The organism is Lysinibacillus sp. NPDC096382, from assembly GCF_044762845.1.
Lineage (GTDB): Bacteria > Bacillota > Bacilli > Bacillales_A > Planococcaceae > Lysinibacillus.
Window position 1 is genome coordinate 1 of the sequence record NZ_JBIWFC010000030.1, and the last position, 15,763, is coordinate 15,763.

The following is a 15,763-nucleotide window of genomic DNA, read 5'->3' on the forward strand; positions in this document are numbered from 1 at the left end:
AGAGGTCACACCCGTTCCCATACCGAACACGGAAGTTAAGCTCTTTAGCGCCGATGGTAGTTGGGGGCTTCCCCCTGTGAGAGTAGGACGTCGCTTCGCTTATTTACCCATGTGGAGGATTAGCTCAGCTGGGAGAGCACCTGCCTTACAAGCAGGGGGTCGGCGGTTCGAGCCCGTCATCCTCCACCATTTTTAAAATAAATCACTTTATTATCGCGGGGTGGAGCAGTGGTAGCTCGTCGGGCTCATAACCCGAAGGTCGTTGGTTCAAATCCAGCCCCCGCAACCAAAATGGTCCCGTGGTGTAGCGGTTAACATGCCTGCCTGTCACGCAGGAGATCGCCGGTTCGATCCCGGTCGGGACCGCCATTTTTATGCCGGTGTAGCTCAGTTGGTAGAGCAACTGACTTGTAATCAGTAGGTCGTGGGTTCGACTCCTATCGCCGGCATCATCCATGGAGGGGTAGCGAAGTGGCTAAACGCGGCGGACTGTAAATCCGCTCCTTAGGGTTCGGCGGTTCGAATCCGTCCCCCTCCACCAGTTTTATTTAATAGGGGCATAGTTCAACGGTAGAATAGAGGTCTCCAAAACCTTTGGTGTGGGTTCGATTCCTACTGCCCCTGCCAGGTTTCGAGGTACTCGTTATCAAACACTGCTGTGATTACATATAGTGGCGATTGTGGCGAAGTGGTTAACGCACCGGATTGTGGTTCCGGCATTCGTGGGTTCGATTCCCATCAGTCGCCCCATTTAATAATTGGGGTATAGCCAAGCGGTAAGGCAACGGATTTTGATTCCGTCATGCCTAGGTTCGAATCCTAGTACCCCAGCCATTCATTTCTTAATATTAATATGAGCCATTAGCTCAGTTGGTAGAGCATCTGACTTTTAATCAGAGGGTCGAAGGTTCGAGTCCTTCATGGCTCATCATGTTTTTATAAAAATTATGCGCCCGTAGCTCAATTGGATAGAGCGTCTGACTACGGATCAGAAGGTTATGGGTTCGACTCCTGTCGGGCGCGCCAAAAAAGCCTAATAGTATCGGAATGTAGCTCAGCTTGGTAGAGCACTTGGTTTGGGACCAAGGGGTCGTAGGTTCGAATCCTGTCATTCCGACCATCTTTCCTGATTGTTGGGGCCTTAGCTCAGCTGGGAGAGCGCCTGCCTTGCACGCAGGAGGTCAGCGGTTCGATCCCGCTAGGCTCCACCATTTATATATTTTCCGGAGGTATACCCAAGTCTGGCTGAAGGGATCGGTCTTGAAAACCGACAGGCGGGTAACACCGCGCGGGGGTTCGAATCCCTCTACCTCCTCCATTTTTCCGGGTCAGTAGCTCAGTTGGTAGAGCATTAGATTGAAGCTCTAAGTGTCGGCGGTTCGATTCCGTCCTGACCCACCATCTGCGGGTGTAGTTTAATGGTAAAACCTCAGCCTTCCAAGCTGATGTCGTGAGTTCGATTCTCATCACCCGCTCCAAAAAATAATGGGCCTATAGCTCAGCTGGTTAGAGCGCACGCCTGATAAGCGTGAGGTCGATGGTTCGAGTCCATTTAGGCCCACCATTATTCCGAAGTAGCTCAGTTGGTAGTAGCACCTGACTGTTAATCAGGTTGTCGCAGGTTCGAGTCCTGCCTTCGGAGCCAAGGCCCGTTGGTCAAGTGGTTAAGACACCGCCCTTTCACGGCGGTAACACGGGTTCGAATCCCGTACGGGTCATCAAGCATGTTGCACGTTCGTGCAACATGCTTTTTTTTATGCCAACTATACTGACAAACAAAGATCACCATTCGTTAATACTGCGAAGGTAGTAACAATGATAAACAAAATTGCAAATGTGGCTGAAAATGTCTCGTGTATTACCTACTTCGGAATAAAAAAACGTTATAATAGCAAATCTATACTCTATAGTTTTTTCCTCTATAATTTCCCCTAATTTTTATAATGTCTACTCAAAATAGGAACCCTAATCCATAAATAATTTTAGTTTTAGAAACATGGAAGAAAGGATATAAAATATTGAACAAAGTATTTCATATATAAAATATGTATGTTTTCTAGCAGATTTTTTCGTGGTGATTATAGTTTCATTCCTCTAATATGAGGGTAGATGGAGGAATTCGATATGAATTTACATGAAGTACAGCGGTTTTTAGAACTTTATCTAGTAGAGCAAAATGAGTCTAAAACATGGCTAGAAAATAAATTACAGCAAATTAAAACAGCAGGCGAATATATACCGACAACGGAAGAATTAATCTTTGGCGCACGAGTAGCATGGCGCAATAGTAATAAGTGTATTGGTCGATTGTTTTGGCAATCGCTGCATGTTGTTGATGCCCGAGATATTTCAAAAGAAGAGGATATTTTCAACGCATTGCTTGAGCATATTCAATATGCAACGAATGATGGGAAAATTCGTCCAACAATAACGATTTTTGCACCGGGGCGAGTTCGTGTATGGAATCATCAGCTAATCCGTTATGCTGGTTATGAAACGGAATCTGGAATCGTTGGTGATCCACATTCTGTTGAGTTTACAAAAGTATGTGAGTCATTTGGCTGGCAAGGTAAGGGAACAGCATTTGACGTGCTTCCACTCGTTGTACAGGTGGATGGAAGGGAACCACAAGTGTTTACTATCCCTGGCGAATATGTACTAGAGGTACCGATTCGTCATCCTGAATCTCCTCAAGTAGAGAAGCTAGGATTAAAATGGTATGCAGTGCCGATTGTTTCGAGCATGCGCTTCCAAATGGCAGGTATCGATTTTGAGACAGCCCCATTTAATGGTTGGTATATGGGTACAGAAATTGGGGCACGTAATTTAGCAGATCATGAGCGTTATAATATGCTGCCCGCTATAGCAGAAATTTTCAACCTTGATACAACCAAACAGGCTTCTCTATGGCGTGATCGAGCATTAGTTGAGCTGAATATTGCCGTTCTACATTCCTTTAAAGACGATGGTGTGAGCATTGTAGATCATCATACAGCTGCACAGCAATTTAAATTGTTTGAAGAAACAGAAGCAGCAGTGGATCGTGAGGTTACAGGCAATTGGACGTGGCTGATTCCACCTCTTTCACCAGCTACAACTCATATTTACCATAAACCTTATGTTAATGTTTACAATACACCGAACTATTTTTATCAGAAACCACCTTATTAGTAGAGAAAGGGAGCTCACTTTAACTTCTTACAGCGGGTGTCCAAACATCCGCTGTAAGAAGTTAAAGCCTCCGGCGGATGTCACGGAATCGGAAAGGAGTTCTTTGTGCAAGCACAAAGAACTCCTTTCCGATTCCGGACGCAATTATGCCGAGGCATAATTGATCTATTTCAGCGGGTGTCTAAACATCCGCTGGAATAAGATCATGAGCTGCCTTTTTTAATTTACATATTCATTTTTAGAAGCCTTGAATGAACATAAGAAAAGTATCAATACTACGATAACAAATAACCAACCAGCGATATTCCAGCCACCAAATAAATCATGCAAATAACCAAATAAGATTGGGCCGATTGCGGCTAATAAATATCCTAATGATTGTGCAAAACCTGATAAATCGGCTGCCTCAAAAGCTGTACGGGTACGTAGTGTAAAGAACATCATCGCTAATGAGAATGAAGCTCCCCCTGCTAAGCCTAGTAGCACCATCCACAGTACAGCGAGGCTTGTCCATTCCATCACTACTCCGATAAAGCCAACTAAGTAAAATACCGTAAACATTAATACGAGAGGACGTTGAGATGTCATTTTACTAGCGAAAATAGGCACAGCTAAAGCCATTGGAACTTGTGAAAATTGCATGATGGAAAACATCCAGCCTGCACGATCTGCAGCTAAGCCTTGTGATATATATATTTCAGGAATCCAAGCGGCAGTTGTGTAGAATAATAATGACTGAAATCCCATAGCTCCCGCCACTGCCCAAGAAACAGGTGATTTCCATAATGCTGTACGTTCTTTCGTAGTCTTAACAGTCGGTTCAGGCTTATTAAATTTCAACTGTGGAATCCAAATTACAATGGTTAACACCACAAGAACAAGTGAGATTGCCAGTGCACCTTGCCAACCAAGTGATGAATTGGCAACAGGATAGCTAATGCCAGCACCGAGTCCAGCCGTCAAATTCATCGACATTGTGAAAAATGCCATAAGTAAACCTACGTGATAGGGAAATTTCAATTTAAGTAATCCTGGAATTAGTACATTACCGAATGAAATGGCTATACCAATTAGCATCGTACCAAATACGAGTAAACTAGTTGTGCCAAGGGAGCGTAGTACAATCCCTCCCCCTAAAAGAACAGTTGATAAAAATAATGTTAATTCTAATCCAACTTTACGTGCGACAACTGGAGCGAATGGTGAAATGATTGCAAATGCTAGCAATGGGATCGTTGTTAGAAAGCCTGCTAGTATATTGGATATGCCGAGGTCTTCACGAATAAAGGAAATAATTGGTCCAACAACTGTTAGCGGCATCCGTAATGTCGAGGCAATACAAATTACTCCGATAACGAGTAATAAGGTTGTGCCTTTCCAGTTAATTTTTCTGCTAGGATAAGTATCGGTATGTTCATGAGTAGTCAAATAAATCCCCCCTGGGTAGAACAATTTGATTGAATCACTATACCACTTTATCATACAAATAAAAATAGTGGAAAATTCGTAAAATATAGAATATTAATCGATATATTGAAATGCCATAGGTCGTATGTTAAAATAATATCCATCATAAATTTAATATTTAATGCCTCATGTTTGTATTGAGGTAGAGGTCGCGGTATTTAAGAGTATGTTAATGGAAATGACAAGCATTAGAGAAATTAGCTGAAAGGAAATACTGCCGAAGTGTGAGGGGACTTGAAAACCTTATGCTGGGGCTGTCTCCGAAAGGAACAGAACTGTCACGTTTGAACAACGTGTTGAGCTATCATTTTGAAGGAACAGAGGATTTACTTAGCCATCACAGCAACGTTCATGTGATGGCATTTTTTTCGCCTCTTAAAAAAGGAAGGAAGCTATATCGTGAGTGAAATAAAAGTCAATCAGCTCGGTCATAAAGCACCGAAGCTGAAAAAAGAATTAAAAAGCCGTCATATTACAATGATTTCATTAGGCGGTACAATCGGTACAGGACTGTTTTTAGCTAGTGGTGGTGCCATTGCGCAAGCAGGCCCTGGTGGTGCACTACTCGCTTATGCATTAATCGGTATCATGGTGTATTTTCTAATGACGAGCTTAGGAGAAATGGCAGCTTATATGCCATCATCAGGCTCTTTTAGTACGTATGCTACAAAATTTGTAGATCCAGCTTTAGGTTTTGCACTTGGTTGGAACTACTGGTACAACTGGGCAATTACAATTGCAGCGGAAATTTCTGCAGTCTCATTAATTATGAAATATTGGTTCCCAGATAGCTCATCAGCACTTTGGACTGTTTTATTTATTGCTGTAGTTTTAACGTTCAATCTATTATCGGTAAAAAGCTATGGTGAGAGTGAATATTGGTTTGCAATGATAAAAGTTGTAACAGTAATCATTTTTATTATCATCAGTTTTTTTATGATTTTTGGTATTTTAGGAGGACAAGCTCCTGTAGGCTTTACGAATTTCTTCATTAGTGATGGACCATTCCACGGAGGTCTCCTTGCTACATTTGGTATTTTCTTAGCTGCTGGATTCTCGTTCCAAGGGACAGAGTTACTTGGAATAACAGCAGGTGAAACGGATGACCCTGGTAAAAATATTCCGAAAGCCGTTAAGTCTGTTTTCTGGCGAATTCTTTTATTTTATATTTTAGCGATTGCTGCAATTGGGATGCTGATTCCCTTTACAGACGCACGTTTATTATCAGAAGATATTGCTGTTTCACCATTTACACTGGTGTTCGATCGTTTAGGAATTGCCTTTGCTGCATCATTGATGAATGCAATCATTCTAACGGCAATGCTGTCAGCAGGGAATTCAGGGCTTTACGCATCGTCACGTATGCTTTGGCAATTAGCGGTAGATGGACATGCACCGAAAATTTTCACTAAACTAAGCCGTCGAGGTATCCCGATTTACGCATTACTGGCGACTTTAGCTATAGGCTGCCTAGCATTTTTAGCTTCATTCTTTGGTGATGGTGTAGTCTATATGTGGCTTCTAAATGCTTCAGGGATGTCTGGCTTCATTGCCTGGTTAGGTATTGCATTTAGCCATTACCGTTTCCGTCGAGCATTCGAGGTACAAGGCTTAGATCCGAAATTATTGCCGTATAAAGCAAGGCTATTCCCATTCGGCCCGCTATTTGCCTTTACGGTTTGTATGATTGTTGTTATTGGACAAAACTACAGTGCCTTTATGGGTGAAACAATAGATTGGTACGGAGTCCTTGTCTCATATATCGGTATTCCACTGTTTTTACTGTTATGGTTGGGCTATAAAATTAAGCATAAAACAAAAATGCTTCCATTAGAGCATTGTGATTTAAAAGTCGAACAATAAAAAATAAAACTGTCCTGTGAGTCATAGAAAATGACTTGCAGGGCAATTTTTTTAGTTAAATAATAAATTTGTAATTCTAGACGTACAATCAAAATACACCAAGTGAACGATTAATCTTTAAGCGCCAAAACCTCTTATCCCCATAATTGCAATCATCGATCCGTAGATGACAAGAACAAGTAAAATGATGAGTAATCCTAAATATTTAGAAATACCTGTTTGTTTTGTTGGAATTCCAGATATCCCAAAATATATACACATTACCCAAAGTAGAGCACCTAAATAAAAGTAAATCCCGAAAATGCCATTTGCACTTAATGAACTAGCATAAAACAATAACAACCCGATAATACAAAATATTATAGAAAAAAACCCGTAATTCCTTCTAAAAGTCATTTCTTCAGCCCTTTCTAAATTAATTTTGATTATTACCGAAAACATACCAATTAATAGACGGTATTACAAATTCTGTATTTTAAAGGTCTTCAGATAACATTACTGTCGAGAACTTTAGTTTCTCAAATCGTCCCCCACTTTTGGTGCACAACCTTAATATGGTAAACTGATAGATAAATAACACATCGCCAAATTTTGGGTAATAAATTTGTTATAAAATGGAGTGGAGGCTGGACGACTCCTTTGGGATTAGCGTCACAGATGAGACCCTGGAGCGTAGCGAATGTTATCTGTGCGACAGCAACAAATGTTTTTTCTGTGCGAAAGCGAAGCGACAGCAACAAAAGCGCCAGCCAGAACGGAAATCAACCCCTCGTTGTGGTGATGATACATAGAAATGGCAAGTCATATATAGACTACTTTATGTTAGGAAGAGGTGCATGATAGTGCAAAAGCATATTTTACTAGTAGAAGATGACGATGCTATTCGTGAAATGGTGGAAAACTATTTAACGATGGAGGGATTCCTTGTCACCTCTGCAGAAAATGGAGAAGAAGCATTACAAAATTGTTTAAATAATTCTTTTGATTTAGTGATCTTGGATATTATGATTCCGAAACTTAATGGATTAGAAGTTTTAAAGATTATACGAGAGCAAGCATCACTTCCAATTATCATTATGTCAGCCAAGGATAGTGATGTCGATAAAGCGTTAGGATTAGGATTAGGGGCAGATGATTATATCGCGAAGCCATTTTCGATGCTGGAATTTTCGGCACGTGTTAAGGCCGCAATTCGTAGAGCTACAAAATACTCCAGTCAAGTAGAGGAGAAGAAAGATATTGTCGAGATAGCCAACTTATCGATTGACCTTGTTAATTTTTCAGTTGAGAAGGATGGACAGCAAATAAAGCTCACATCAAAGGAATTTGGCATCTTAAAATTATTCGTGACAAATCGTAACCGAGTTTTTACAAAGCAGCAAATTTATCAATTGATTTGGAATGATGCTTACTATGGGGATGAAAATATTATTAATGTACATATAAGAAGATTACGCGAAAAAATTGAAGACAATCCATCCAATCCTCTATATATTAAAACACTTTGGGGAATCGGCTATAAATTTGAAGGATAAACAGATGATGATATTACTATTACTGATGATTGTGTTACTTGTAGGTATTATTATTTTTCAGGTGAGAGCAAAAAAACAACAGAACGCTATGATTCAATACATGTATCAAAAACTGCAAGCAATCATTAACGAACAATCGAGCGAGAAGATTTTAGTATCGACAGCTAATCATGAATTACAGCAGCTATTAATTGCGATGAATGCGTTGCTAGACCACAACCAAAAAGTACTGGCGACACATCGAAAAATGGAAAGCTCTATGAAAAAGATGTTGTCTAATATTTCCCATGATCTTAAAACGCCTTTAACAGTTGTACTAGGTTATACGGAAATGCTTAAGCTTAAGCAATCACTTAATGAAGAGGAGCGGCAACGGTTGCTCACTGGCGTTCATTCGAAAACATTGGAAGTATTGAAAATAATCCATACATTTTTTGACCTGGCAAAATTGGAGGCAGGAGATACAGATTATCCAATGACGAAAATTAATGTAAGTGAAATTTGCCGCAAAAATATTTTATCATTTTACGATATGATCACATCTATGGGACTAGAAATCGATATAGCAATACCAGAGATATCCGCATATGCACATGGCAATGAAGAAGCGCTAGATAGGGTTTTGAATAATTTACTGTCAAATGCAGTTGCCTATGGGGCAGCAGGAAACATCATTGGGCTCACAGTAAGAAATGATGATACGAATATTTTTATTGATGTCTGGGATCGTGGGCAGGGGATCGACGAATATCATATTGATAATGTTTTTGAGAGAATGTATACACTTGAGGATTCCAGAAATAAATCCTTCCAAGGGAGTGGCCTTGGCTTAACCATTACAAAACGTCTTGTAGAATTAATGGAGGGTTCCATCCAGCTTTCTAGTATCCCATATGAGAAGACCATTTTTACAGTTTCTTTAAAACGAATGACATATTGAGCAGTCATGCTTGTAGGGCAATTTTATAGCTTTACAGGCTTTTTTTCTGCGCTTAAGAAATTTGTAAGAATCAAGTAATAAATTAGAGAGTTTCATTTTTTATAATAAGGATAGCTAAATTTAAGGGAGAGATCTACATGACATATATTGTGAAAACAAATCAGCTTACGAAGGTGTTTGAAGGGAAAGAAGTCGTTTCTGCTGTGACTATGCATGTGAAAAAGGGAGAGATATACGGTTTTTTAGGTCCTAATGGGGCCGGAAAAACGACAGTTATGAAAATGCTAACAAACCTTACGAAGCCAACGAGTGGAGATATTGAAATCTTTGGTGAAAAATTAATGGACCGCTCATTCGACGTGCTGAAAAGGATGGGAACGATTATTGAATACCCGATTTTTTATGAAGATTTAACAGCAAAGGAAACCTTAGAATTACATTGCGAATATATGGGCTATTATGACAAGAAAGAGATTGCGCATGTTCTAGATTTAGTAAAATTAACAAATACGGAGAATAAGCGTGTAAAAGACTTTTCTCTTGGAATGAAACAACGGTTGGGTATTGCGCGTGCAATTATTACTAAGCCGGAATTACTTATTTTAGACGAGCCGATTAATGGACTAGATCCAGTTGGCATTAAAGAGCTTCGAGAACTATTCAAGATGCTTTGTAAAGAGTATGGAATTACGATTATTATCTCTAGTCATATTTTGGGTGAAATTGAACAATTGGCAGATACAGTTGGGGTTATTAAAGATGGAAGATTGATTAAGGAAGTTTCAATGGACGCTGTCAATCGTAGTCAAACAGATTATATTGAAGTGATTGTCAATAATGGGCAAAAGGCTGCCTTTATTATAGAAAGTAAATTAAATATTACTAATTTCAAACTAATGGATGACAATTGCATTCGAATTTATGATTCGACAGCTTCACAAAAGGTGCTATCTAAAACATTGATTGAGCATGATATTGAAATTGAGGGCATTAGCAAAAAAACAAGCTCATTAGAGGATTATTTCTTGAAGTTAATCAATGGAGGTGTAGTTAGTGCTTAATTTAATGCGTCTAGAAATGAAAAAATATCATATTGGTTCATATATAAAAAAAGCTGTTTTTGCAAATTTTATATTACTAGGTGTTATATTTATGCTTATATTTATTGCTAAAGTAGAAGGGGATCAAGATCTCAGAAATTATCAGGCGGCATTTGGCTTTATAGATTCTGGTGTAAGAGCAGTGTTTATTATTTTTGCTAGTGTGTTAATCGCCAAATTCATTATTGGAGAATTCAAATATAAAACCATCACTGTAGCATTTATGTATCCATTAAGTAGAAAAAAATTAATTGTTTCAAAGCTAGCCATTGTTGTTCTTTTTACTTTTTGTGCAATTATTTTATCGACTATTTTTATAACAGCGGTTTTTTGTACTGTTAGTGAGAGTTTCCAACTGCTTTCAGATACATTGTCGTTCTCTTTCATAATACAACGAATTCCCGTTGTGATCATGAATGCAGTTGCAGCATCATGCATCGCATTAATACCATTGTATTTTGGTATGAAAAAATACTCTGTTCCGGCAACGATTGTATCATCTATATTAATTGTATCGGTTGTTTCATCAAATACGGGTAACTTCAGTTTGTATGATATTATTTTCATCCCAATCACGTTAGCTATTATCGGTATAAGCGTGGCCTATTTATCATTCCGAAACATAGAGAAGATAGATATTTAACTTTCTTTCAGCAATTATTTTCTGTAGCGAAAGCGCAGTGAAACGAAGCGGCAGCAACAATGTTTTAACTGTGCGAAAGCGCAGTGAAACGAAGCGGCAGCAACAACAAAGCGTCCAGTTGGAACGGAAATCACCCCACGTTCTGAAAAGGCCCTTTACATGTAAAAATGCCAGACACAAAACCAAATGAAGGTCTTTGTGTCTGGCATTTTATTAAACAAATACCGTTTGCCATAATAAATAAAGATTTAAAACGACTACAATCACCACGACAATCCATCCTAATATAGTTGTAATACGATGGTTGACGAGGCTTCCCATGATGGTACGTTTACTTGTAAACATCACAAGTGGTACAAGAGCAAATGCAATACCAAAGGATAAAATAACCTGGCTTAGGACAAGCGCAAATGTTGCATTAACGCCGGATGCAATGATCACCAGAGGAGGTAGCATTGTAATAGCACGGCGTAAATAGAGTGGGATTTTCTTTCTAATGAAGCCTTGCATCACAACGTCACCTGCGAGTGTACCAACTGAAGAGCTAGCAAGACCCGCAATAAGAAGCCCAAGGCCAAAGGACACGGCCGCCATCGGACCAAGCGCTGCTTTTAATCCGTTATAAGCGATATCTAAGTCTTCAACTACTACGCCTTGAGTATGGAATACTGCTGCAGCAATAATAAGCATACTCATATTGATAGCGCCTGCGACAATCATCGCGATGATAATATCAATAAATTCAAAACGGAATATACGTTTTTTTTCAGCATCATTTCGGCCGATGATACGACTTTGAGTTAGTGAAGAATGTAAGTAAATAGCGTGTGGCATAACAGTTGCTCCTAAAATACCTGTTGCCAGTAAAATAGAATCTAAACCATCAAAGCGTGGTGTGAACATGCCTATTGTTACATCGACCCAATTTGGCTGTGCCAAAAATGTTTGGAATGCAAACGCTAATACGACAATAAGCACCATGCCAGAAATACCTGCCTCAAACGCTCTAAAGCCTCTGCGCTGTAATTCTAAAATAGCAAATGAGCCGACTGCGGTAATAAGCGCTGCAGGCAACATTGGAATGTTAAATAACAAGTACAGCCCTAGTGCAGCACCAATAAATTCTGCTAGGTCTGTTGCAATAATGACCAATTCAGCCTGTATCCATAAAAATATAGAAGTTTTTCTAGAAAAATTTTCACGTGCTATTTCGGGTAAATTTTTGCCTGTTGCAATACCAAGCTTTGCCGATAAGGATTGAATTAACACCGCCATTAAATTGGAAAAGGCGATTACCCACAGTAGTAAATATCCATATTGTGAACCTGCTGTTATATTTGTTGCGAAGTTGCCTGGATCAATATAGGCGACTGCTGCGATGAAGGCTGGGCCAAGAAACGGTAAGATTCGTCGCCAACCTTTTATATCTCCATCTAAAACCGCCTCAGCGGACGATTTATTCATTTGTTTGTAAACCATATTGTTCCCTCGTTTCAAAGAGTATCGCAAGTGAAATAAAGTTTCCTAGAGGAAAATGTTATATTCTTATTTTATAGCTAGAAGAAGAAAATGTGAAGGAGTTTGCTCAATGTTTTTCTAAATCCGAAATGTTTTTAATTTAGTGAAGGACTTTGATTTTGTTTGTGTATCATAATGTATTGAAGCATCATAACAAAATATTCGCTTCATTTTAAAATGATCCAAGGATTAATGTACTTTGGCATTTTAAAAGAGGGAATATACTTATAAGGTGGCTTTTAACTTCTTCCATCAATTGGAACGAAAGTGAGACAGCAGTTACAAGTGTCTCCCTCCTCTATAGGTGGTAAGATGAATGGCAGGTTTAGGTAACTTTTCAGCGGTTGTCCAAACTACGCTACGTTTTCGGCACAAAAAACGTCTGTAGCTGACACTTCGCTTTCGCTACAGAAAATTACTGTAACTGCCGCTTTGCTTTCGCTACAGAAAACATTTGCTGAAAGAAGTTAAAGCGTTATTCTTCAAATAATAAAGAATCATGCCGAAGTTGAGGAATGATAGAGTAGGCTAGGCGACTCGGTGGGAATTCATAGAGGTGACCCTGAAATGCAAGCGAAGCGGCTTCCTAGGAAAGCGCCCAGTTGGAACGGAAGTCAACCACACGTATGGTAGTGAGACGTAATTAAAATATTCGAAATATCAAGTAAAAAAAATTTTTTGTAACCGTTTTTTTCATCTTTACTTTTTTTTAATACAGGCGTAATATGACATCATTATAAAAGTTTCAAATTTCTAAATCGCTGAAGCAATTAGACGCGGGGGACCCAATTTTTTGGATTACATAGGTAATCCTTGGGGTGAATCTCTTCATTTATTGAGGGGTAGGGCTACTCAGGCCCGAATCCGACAGCTAACCTCGTAAGCGTTAAGAGCAGAAAAGTGGAGCTTGGCAGACGAATGAGCGTCTACAAGTCTTATTTAGTGATGACTTGTAGATTTTTTTTATCTTCATTTTATAAAACAAGGCCCCGGTGATTGGCACAAAAACCGATTATGCTAAAGTGTAATCGATTTAGAAATGCGAAACACATTCTATGAAACTAGAAGGTGTTGAATATGAAATCCTCATTAAAACGTTATATTATCGGTAAACCATTAAGATCTGATGCGTTAGGGGAACAAAAGCTTAGTAAAACAAAAGCACTTGCCATACTATCTTCTGATGCGTTGTCATCAGTAGCGTATGGACCTGAGCAAATTTTAATTGTACTCATGACGGTAAGTACGGTTGCCTTTTGGTATTCTCTACCGATTGCTGCTGGGGTAGTTGTGTTACTGACAGCACTTATTTTCTCGTATCGCCAAGTTATTTATGCGTATCCACATGGTGGCGGAGCATATGTAGTTTCTCGGGAAAATTTAGGTGTCAATGCAGGTCTAGTAGCAGGTGGATCATTGCTTGTCGATTATATTTTAACAGTTGCGGTAAGTGTATCGGCTGGAACAGATGCCCTTACTTCGGCATTTCCAAGTTTGCATCCCTATAACGTGGTAATCGCTGTGTTTTTTGTTATATGTTTAACGATTCTAAACCTACGTGGTGTCACAGAATCGGCATCCATTTTAGCGTATCCAGTTTATTTGTTTGTGATTGTGATGCTAATGTTAATCGGGGTAGGGGTTTATAACGTACTAACAGGGCAAGTTCCTGCAGCGTTACATCCAAAGGTCGGTACACCAGTTGCAGGTATTAGTTTATTTATATTATTAAAAGCATTTGCATCAGGAAGCTCAGCTTTGACTGGTGTTGAAGCCATTTCAAATGCTATTCCAAATTTTAGAGATCCAGCGCCGAAAAATGCGTCTAAAACATTACTGGCTATGGGCGGTATTTTAGCAGTGCTATTTATCGGTATTGTGAGTCTAGCATATTTTTATGGAGTTGCTCCAAATGCGAAAGAAACGGTTGTCTCACAAATTGCGGAGGCAAGTGTAGGTCGTAATATTTTTTACTATATAGTACAAGGAACAACAGCGATGATATTAGTACTCGCTGCGAATACAGGATATTCGGCATTTCCTTTACTGGCTGTCAATTTATCGAAGGACGGATTTATCCCAAGAATATTCCAAATTCGCGGGGATCGACTTGGTTATTCAAATGGCATTATGATGCTTGGTTTAGCTGCCATTGTTTTAATCTTTTTATTTGATGGAACAACAGAGCATTTGATTCCACTTTATGCAGTAGGGGTGTTTATTCCGTTTACTTTAGCGCAGGCTGGAATGATGCGAAAATGGTGGCGTGAAAAGCCAAAAGGTTGGTTTGCTAAATTTACGATCAATACGGTTGGAGCGATCATTTCCTTTATAGTAGCCATGATGTTTTTTGTGACAAAATTACCTCAAGTATGGCCAGTGTTTATCTTTTTACCAATTATTATTTGGACGTTCCATCGTATTAAACAGCATTACAAAACAGTTGGTGAACAGCTAAGATTAGATAATGTGGAATTACCGAATGTGGAGGGTAATGTTTTCATTGTCCCTGTTGCTGGTATTACGAAAGTAGTAGAAAACACTTTGCATTACGCGCAGACATTAAACGTTGATAAAATTATTGCCTTTTATGTGGCCTTCGATCAAGCGGACGCAAAAGCGTTTGAGGAGAAATGGAAAGCTTGGCAGCCAGATATACGGCTTGTAACATACTATTCACCATATCGAAGTATTACACAACCGTTGATGAAGTTTATTGATAAAGTTGAACATCAATGTACGAAATCAGGCTATCAAGTAACAGTTATTATTCCACAGTTTTTACCGAAAAAAGGATGGCATCATATGTTACACAATCAATCGAGTCTATTAATTCGCGCTTCGCTATTATTTCACAAAAATATCGTCATTATGACAGTGCCCTTTCATTTATCAAAATAATGACTAGCAAGCTCGAAAATAGTCTGATATAATCATTACGTTGATTGTAAAACACGAACGTTAACAATCGAAAGTTACTGAAATAATAGTAAATTCCGAAAATACAAACTTTGTTTAGTGTGAGATATAAGCACATACCGAATAAAGTGCCGTTTTTGGAAATAACGCCAAGGCGTGATAAATATTAGGGATTTCTTTAATGGTTCATCACCAAAAGTTGAGAATGACTTTTGTTAAAATGTATACTATGTAAATTAGTTGATTGGAGTGGAGGCTGGGCGACTCCTTGGGGATTAGCGGCTCATCGGACGCCCCCAGGAAAGCGCCCAGTCGGAACGGAAATCAACCACACGTTTTGGTGATGATACAGTTTAATATTATTTCACTCATATAATAGCGAGAATATGGCTCGCAAGTTTCTACCGATTTACCGTAAATAAATCGACTATGGGTAGCAATGCTTTAGAAGACCTCATAAAAGTTGTTTTCTATTCGTTTCGACGTTTTTACGTTGAATGCTTTGCTCCACTCGTAGATGATTGGAATCAAAGTATTCAGCGTTTTTTATTACTTGCATTGCTTCTGGCGCTTGCCTGTAACGGAATGCGTTGCTCATGAAGAGCTA

Annotated in this window: 10 protein-coding genes, 18 tRNA genes, 1 rRNA gene and 3 riboswitches; of the genes, 26 read left to right on the forward strand and 3 right to left on the reverse strand. The window is 39.2% G+C overall.

All coding sequences use genetic code 11. The features are described from left to right. From rrf to ACIQZA_RS24505, 20 genes are all read left to right on the forward strand, one after another. A 5S ribosomal RNA gene (gene rrf, locus ACIQZA_RS24410) occupies positions 1–99 on the forward strand; the annotation flags it as partial. Positions 100–113: 14 nt separating this feature from the next. Then, positions 114–189: transfer RNA gene (locus ACIQZA_RS24415), tRNA-Val, on the forward strand. A 25-nt stretch (positions 190–214) separates the two neighbouring features. Further along, positions 215–289: transfer RNA gene (locus tag ACIQZA_RS24420), tRNA-Met, on the forward strand. Positions 290–293: 4 nt separating this feature from the next. Then, a tRNA-Asp gene (locus ACIQZA_RS24425) sits at positions 294–369 on the forward strand. Positions 370–376: 7 nt separating this feature from the next. Next, positions 377–449: transfer RNA gene (locus tag ACIQZA_RS24430), tRNA-Thr, on the forward strand. A gap of 8 nt (positions 450–457) precedes the next feature. Continuing rightward, positions 458–541: transfer RNA gene (locus tag ACIQZA_RS24435), tRNA-Tyr, on the forward strand. 12 nt (positions 542–553) lie between these two features. Continuing rightward, positions 554–627 (forward strand) — tRNA-Trp (locus tag ACIQZA_RS24440). 47 nt (positions 628–674) lie between these two features. Beyond that, positions 675–750, forward strand: a tRNA-His gene (locus ACIQZA_RS24445). A 9-nt stretch (positions 751–759) separates the two neighbouring features. Next, positions 760–834 (forward strand) — tRNA-Gln (locus ACIQZA_RS24450). 21 nt (positions 835–855) lie between these two features. After that, a tRNA-Lys gene (locus tag ACIQZA_RS24455) sits at positions 856–928 on the forward strand. A 21-nt stretch (positions 929–949) separates the two neighbouring features. Further along, positions 950–1,026, forward strand: a tRNA-Arg gene (locus tag ACIQZA_RS24460). A gap of 17 nt (positions 1,027–1,043) precedes the next feature. Next, positions 1,044–1,120 (forward strand) — tRNA-Pro (locus ACIQZA_RS24465). A gap of 15 nt (positions 1,121–1,135) precedes the next feature. Then, positions 1,136–1,211, forward strand: a tRNA-Ala gene (locus ACIQZA_RS24470). A 14-nt stretch (positions 1,212–1,225) separates the two neighbouring features. After that, positions 1,226–1,318: transfer RNA gene (locus tag ACIQZA_RS24475), tRNA-Ser, on the forward strand. Between the two features lie 7 nt (positions 1,319–1,325). Then, positions 1,326–1,401, forward strand: a tRNA-Phe gene (locus ACIQZA_RS24480). Positions 1,402–1,404: 3 nt separating this feature from the next. Beyond that, positions 1,405–1,478, forward strand: a tRNA-Gly gene (locus ACIQZA_RS24485). 9 nt (positions 1,479–1,487) lie between these two features. Continuing rightward, positions 1,488–1,564 (forward strand) — tRNA-Ile (locus ACIQZA_RS24490). Positions 1,565–1,568: 4 nt separating this feature from the next. Then, positions 1,569–1,645, forward strand: a tRNA-Asn gene (locus ACIQZA_RS24495). Between the two features lies 1 nt (position 1,646). Further along, a tRNA-Glu gene (locus tag ACIQZA_RS24500) sits at positions 1,647–1,718 on the forward strand. Positions 1,719–2,124: 406 nt separating this feature from the next. Next, a complete protein-coding gene (locus tag ACIQZA_RS24505) occupies positions 2,125–3,171 on the forward strand; it encodes a nitric oxide synthase oxygenase (protein WP_402884494.1) in 1,047 nt (348 codons plus the stop codon). 219 nt (positions 3,172–3,390) lie between these two features. On the opposite strand, the gene ACIQZA_RS24510 is transcribed toward ACIQZA_RS24505, so the two are convergent. Beyond that, entirely contained in the window at positions 3,391–4,599 is a 1,209-nt protein-coding gene (locus ACIQZA_RS24510) for a CynX/NimT family MFS transporter (RefSeq protein WP_400941583.1), read from the reverse strand. A gap of 174 nt (positions 4,600–4,773) precedes the next feature. After that, a riboswitch (Lysine riboswitch) is annotated at positions 4,774–4,950 on the forward strand. 87 nt (positions 4,951–5,037) lie between these two features. Here ACIQZA_RS24510 and ACIQZA_RS24515 point away from each other — a divergent pair. Next, positions 5,038–6,501, forward strand: coding sequence for an amino acid permease (locus ACIQZA_RS24515; RefSeq protein WP_400941580.1), 1,464 nt, complete (start codon positions 5,038–5,040; stop codon positions 6,499–6,501). 117 nt (positions 6,502–6,618) lie between these two features. Here the strand turns inward: ACIQZA_RS24515 and ACIQZA_RS24520 are convergent, their stop codons facing one another. Next, positions 6,619–6,837 (reverse strand): hypothetical protein, encoded by a 219-nt coding sequence (locus ACIQZA_RS24520; protein WP_402884492.1) that lies wholly within the window; start codon positions 6,835–6,837, stop codon positions 6,619–6,621. A 506-nt stretch (positions 6,838–7,343) separates the two neighbouring features. On the opposite strand from ACIQZA_RS24520, the gene ACIQZA_RS24525 reads away from it, so the two are divergent. The 4 genes from ACIQZA_RS24525 (at position 7,344) to ACIQZA_RS24540 (ending at position 10,719) form a co-directional block, all read left to right on the forward strand. Continuing rightward, complete coding sequence (locus ACIQZA_RS24525; RefSeq protein WP_400941591.1) at positions 7,344–8,036, forward strand: response regulator transcription factor; 693 nt, start codon at positions 7,344–7,346, stop codon at positions 8,034–8,036. A 4-nt stretch (positions 8,037–8,040) separates the two neighbouring features. Next, positions 8,041–8,976, forward strand: a complete 936-nt coding sequence (locus ACIQZA_RS24530) for a sensor histidine kinase (RefSeq protein WP_402884490.1) — start codon at positions 8,041–8,043, stop codon at positions 8,974–8,976. A 137-nt stretch (positions 8,977–9,113) separates the two neighbouring features. After that, positions 9,114–10,037, forward strand: a complete 924-nt coding sequence (locus ACIQZA_RS24535; protein WP_402884488.1) for an ABC transporter ATP-binding protein — start codon at positions 9,114–9,116, stop codon at positions 10,035–10,037. Beyond that, on the forward strand, positions 10,030–10,719 hold the full coding sequence (locus tag ACIQZA_RS24540; protein ID WP_400941570.1) for an ABC transporter permease: 690 nt from the start codon (positions 10,030–10,032) through the stop codon (positions 10,717–10,719). Before ACIQZA_RS24535 ends, ACIQZA_RS24540 begins: the two co-directional genes overlap by 8 nt. 213 nt (positions 10,720–10,932) lie before the next feature. Here ACIQZA_RS24540 and ACIQZA_RS24545 read toward each other — a convergent pair whose 3' ends face one another. Beyond that, positions 10,933–12,198, reverse strand: a complete 1,266-nt coding sequence (locus ACIQZA_RS24545) for an Nramp family divalent metal transporter (protein WP_402884486.1) — start codon at positions 12,196–12,198, stop codon at positions 10,933–10,935. A 788-nt stretch (positions 12,199–12,986) separates the two neighbouring features. Next, a riboswitch (cyclic di-AMP (ydaO/yuaA leader) is annotated at positions 12,987–13,137 on the forward strand. 177 nt (positions 13,138–13,314) lie between these two features. On the opposite strand from ACIQZA_RS24545, the gene ACIQZA_RS24550 reads away from it, so the two are divergent. Continuing rightward, a complete protein-coding gene (locus ACIQZA_RS24550; RefSeq protein ID WP_400941561.1) occupies positions 13,315–15,138 on the forward strand; it encodes an APC family permease in 1,824 nt (607 codons plus the stop codon). A gap of 366 nt (positions 15,139–15,504) precedes the next feature. After that, positions 15,505–15,606: riboswitch (purine riboswitch) on the forward strand. Positions 15,607–15,763: the final 157 nt, after the last annotated feature.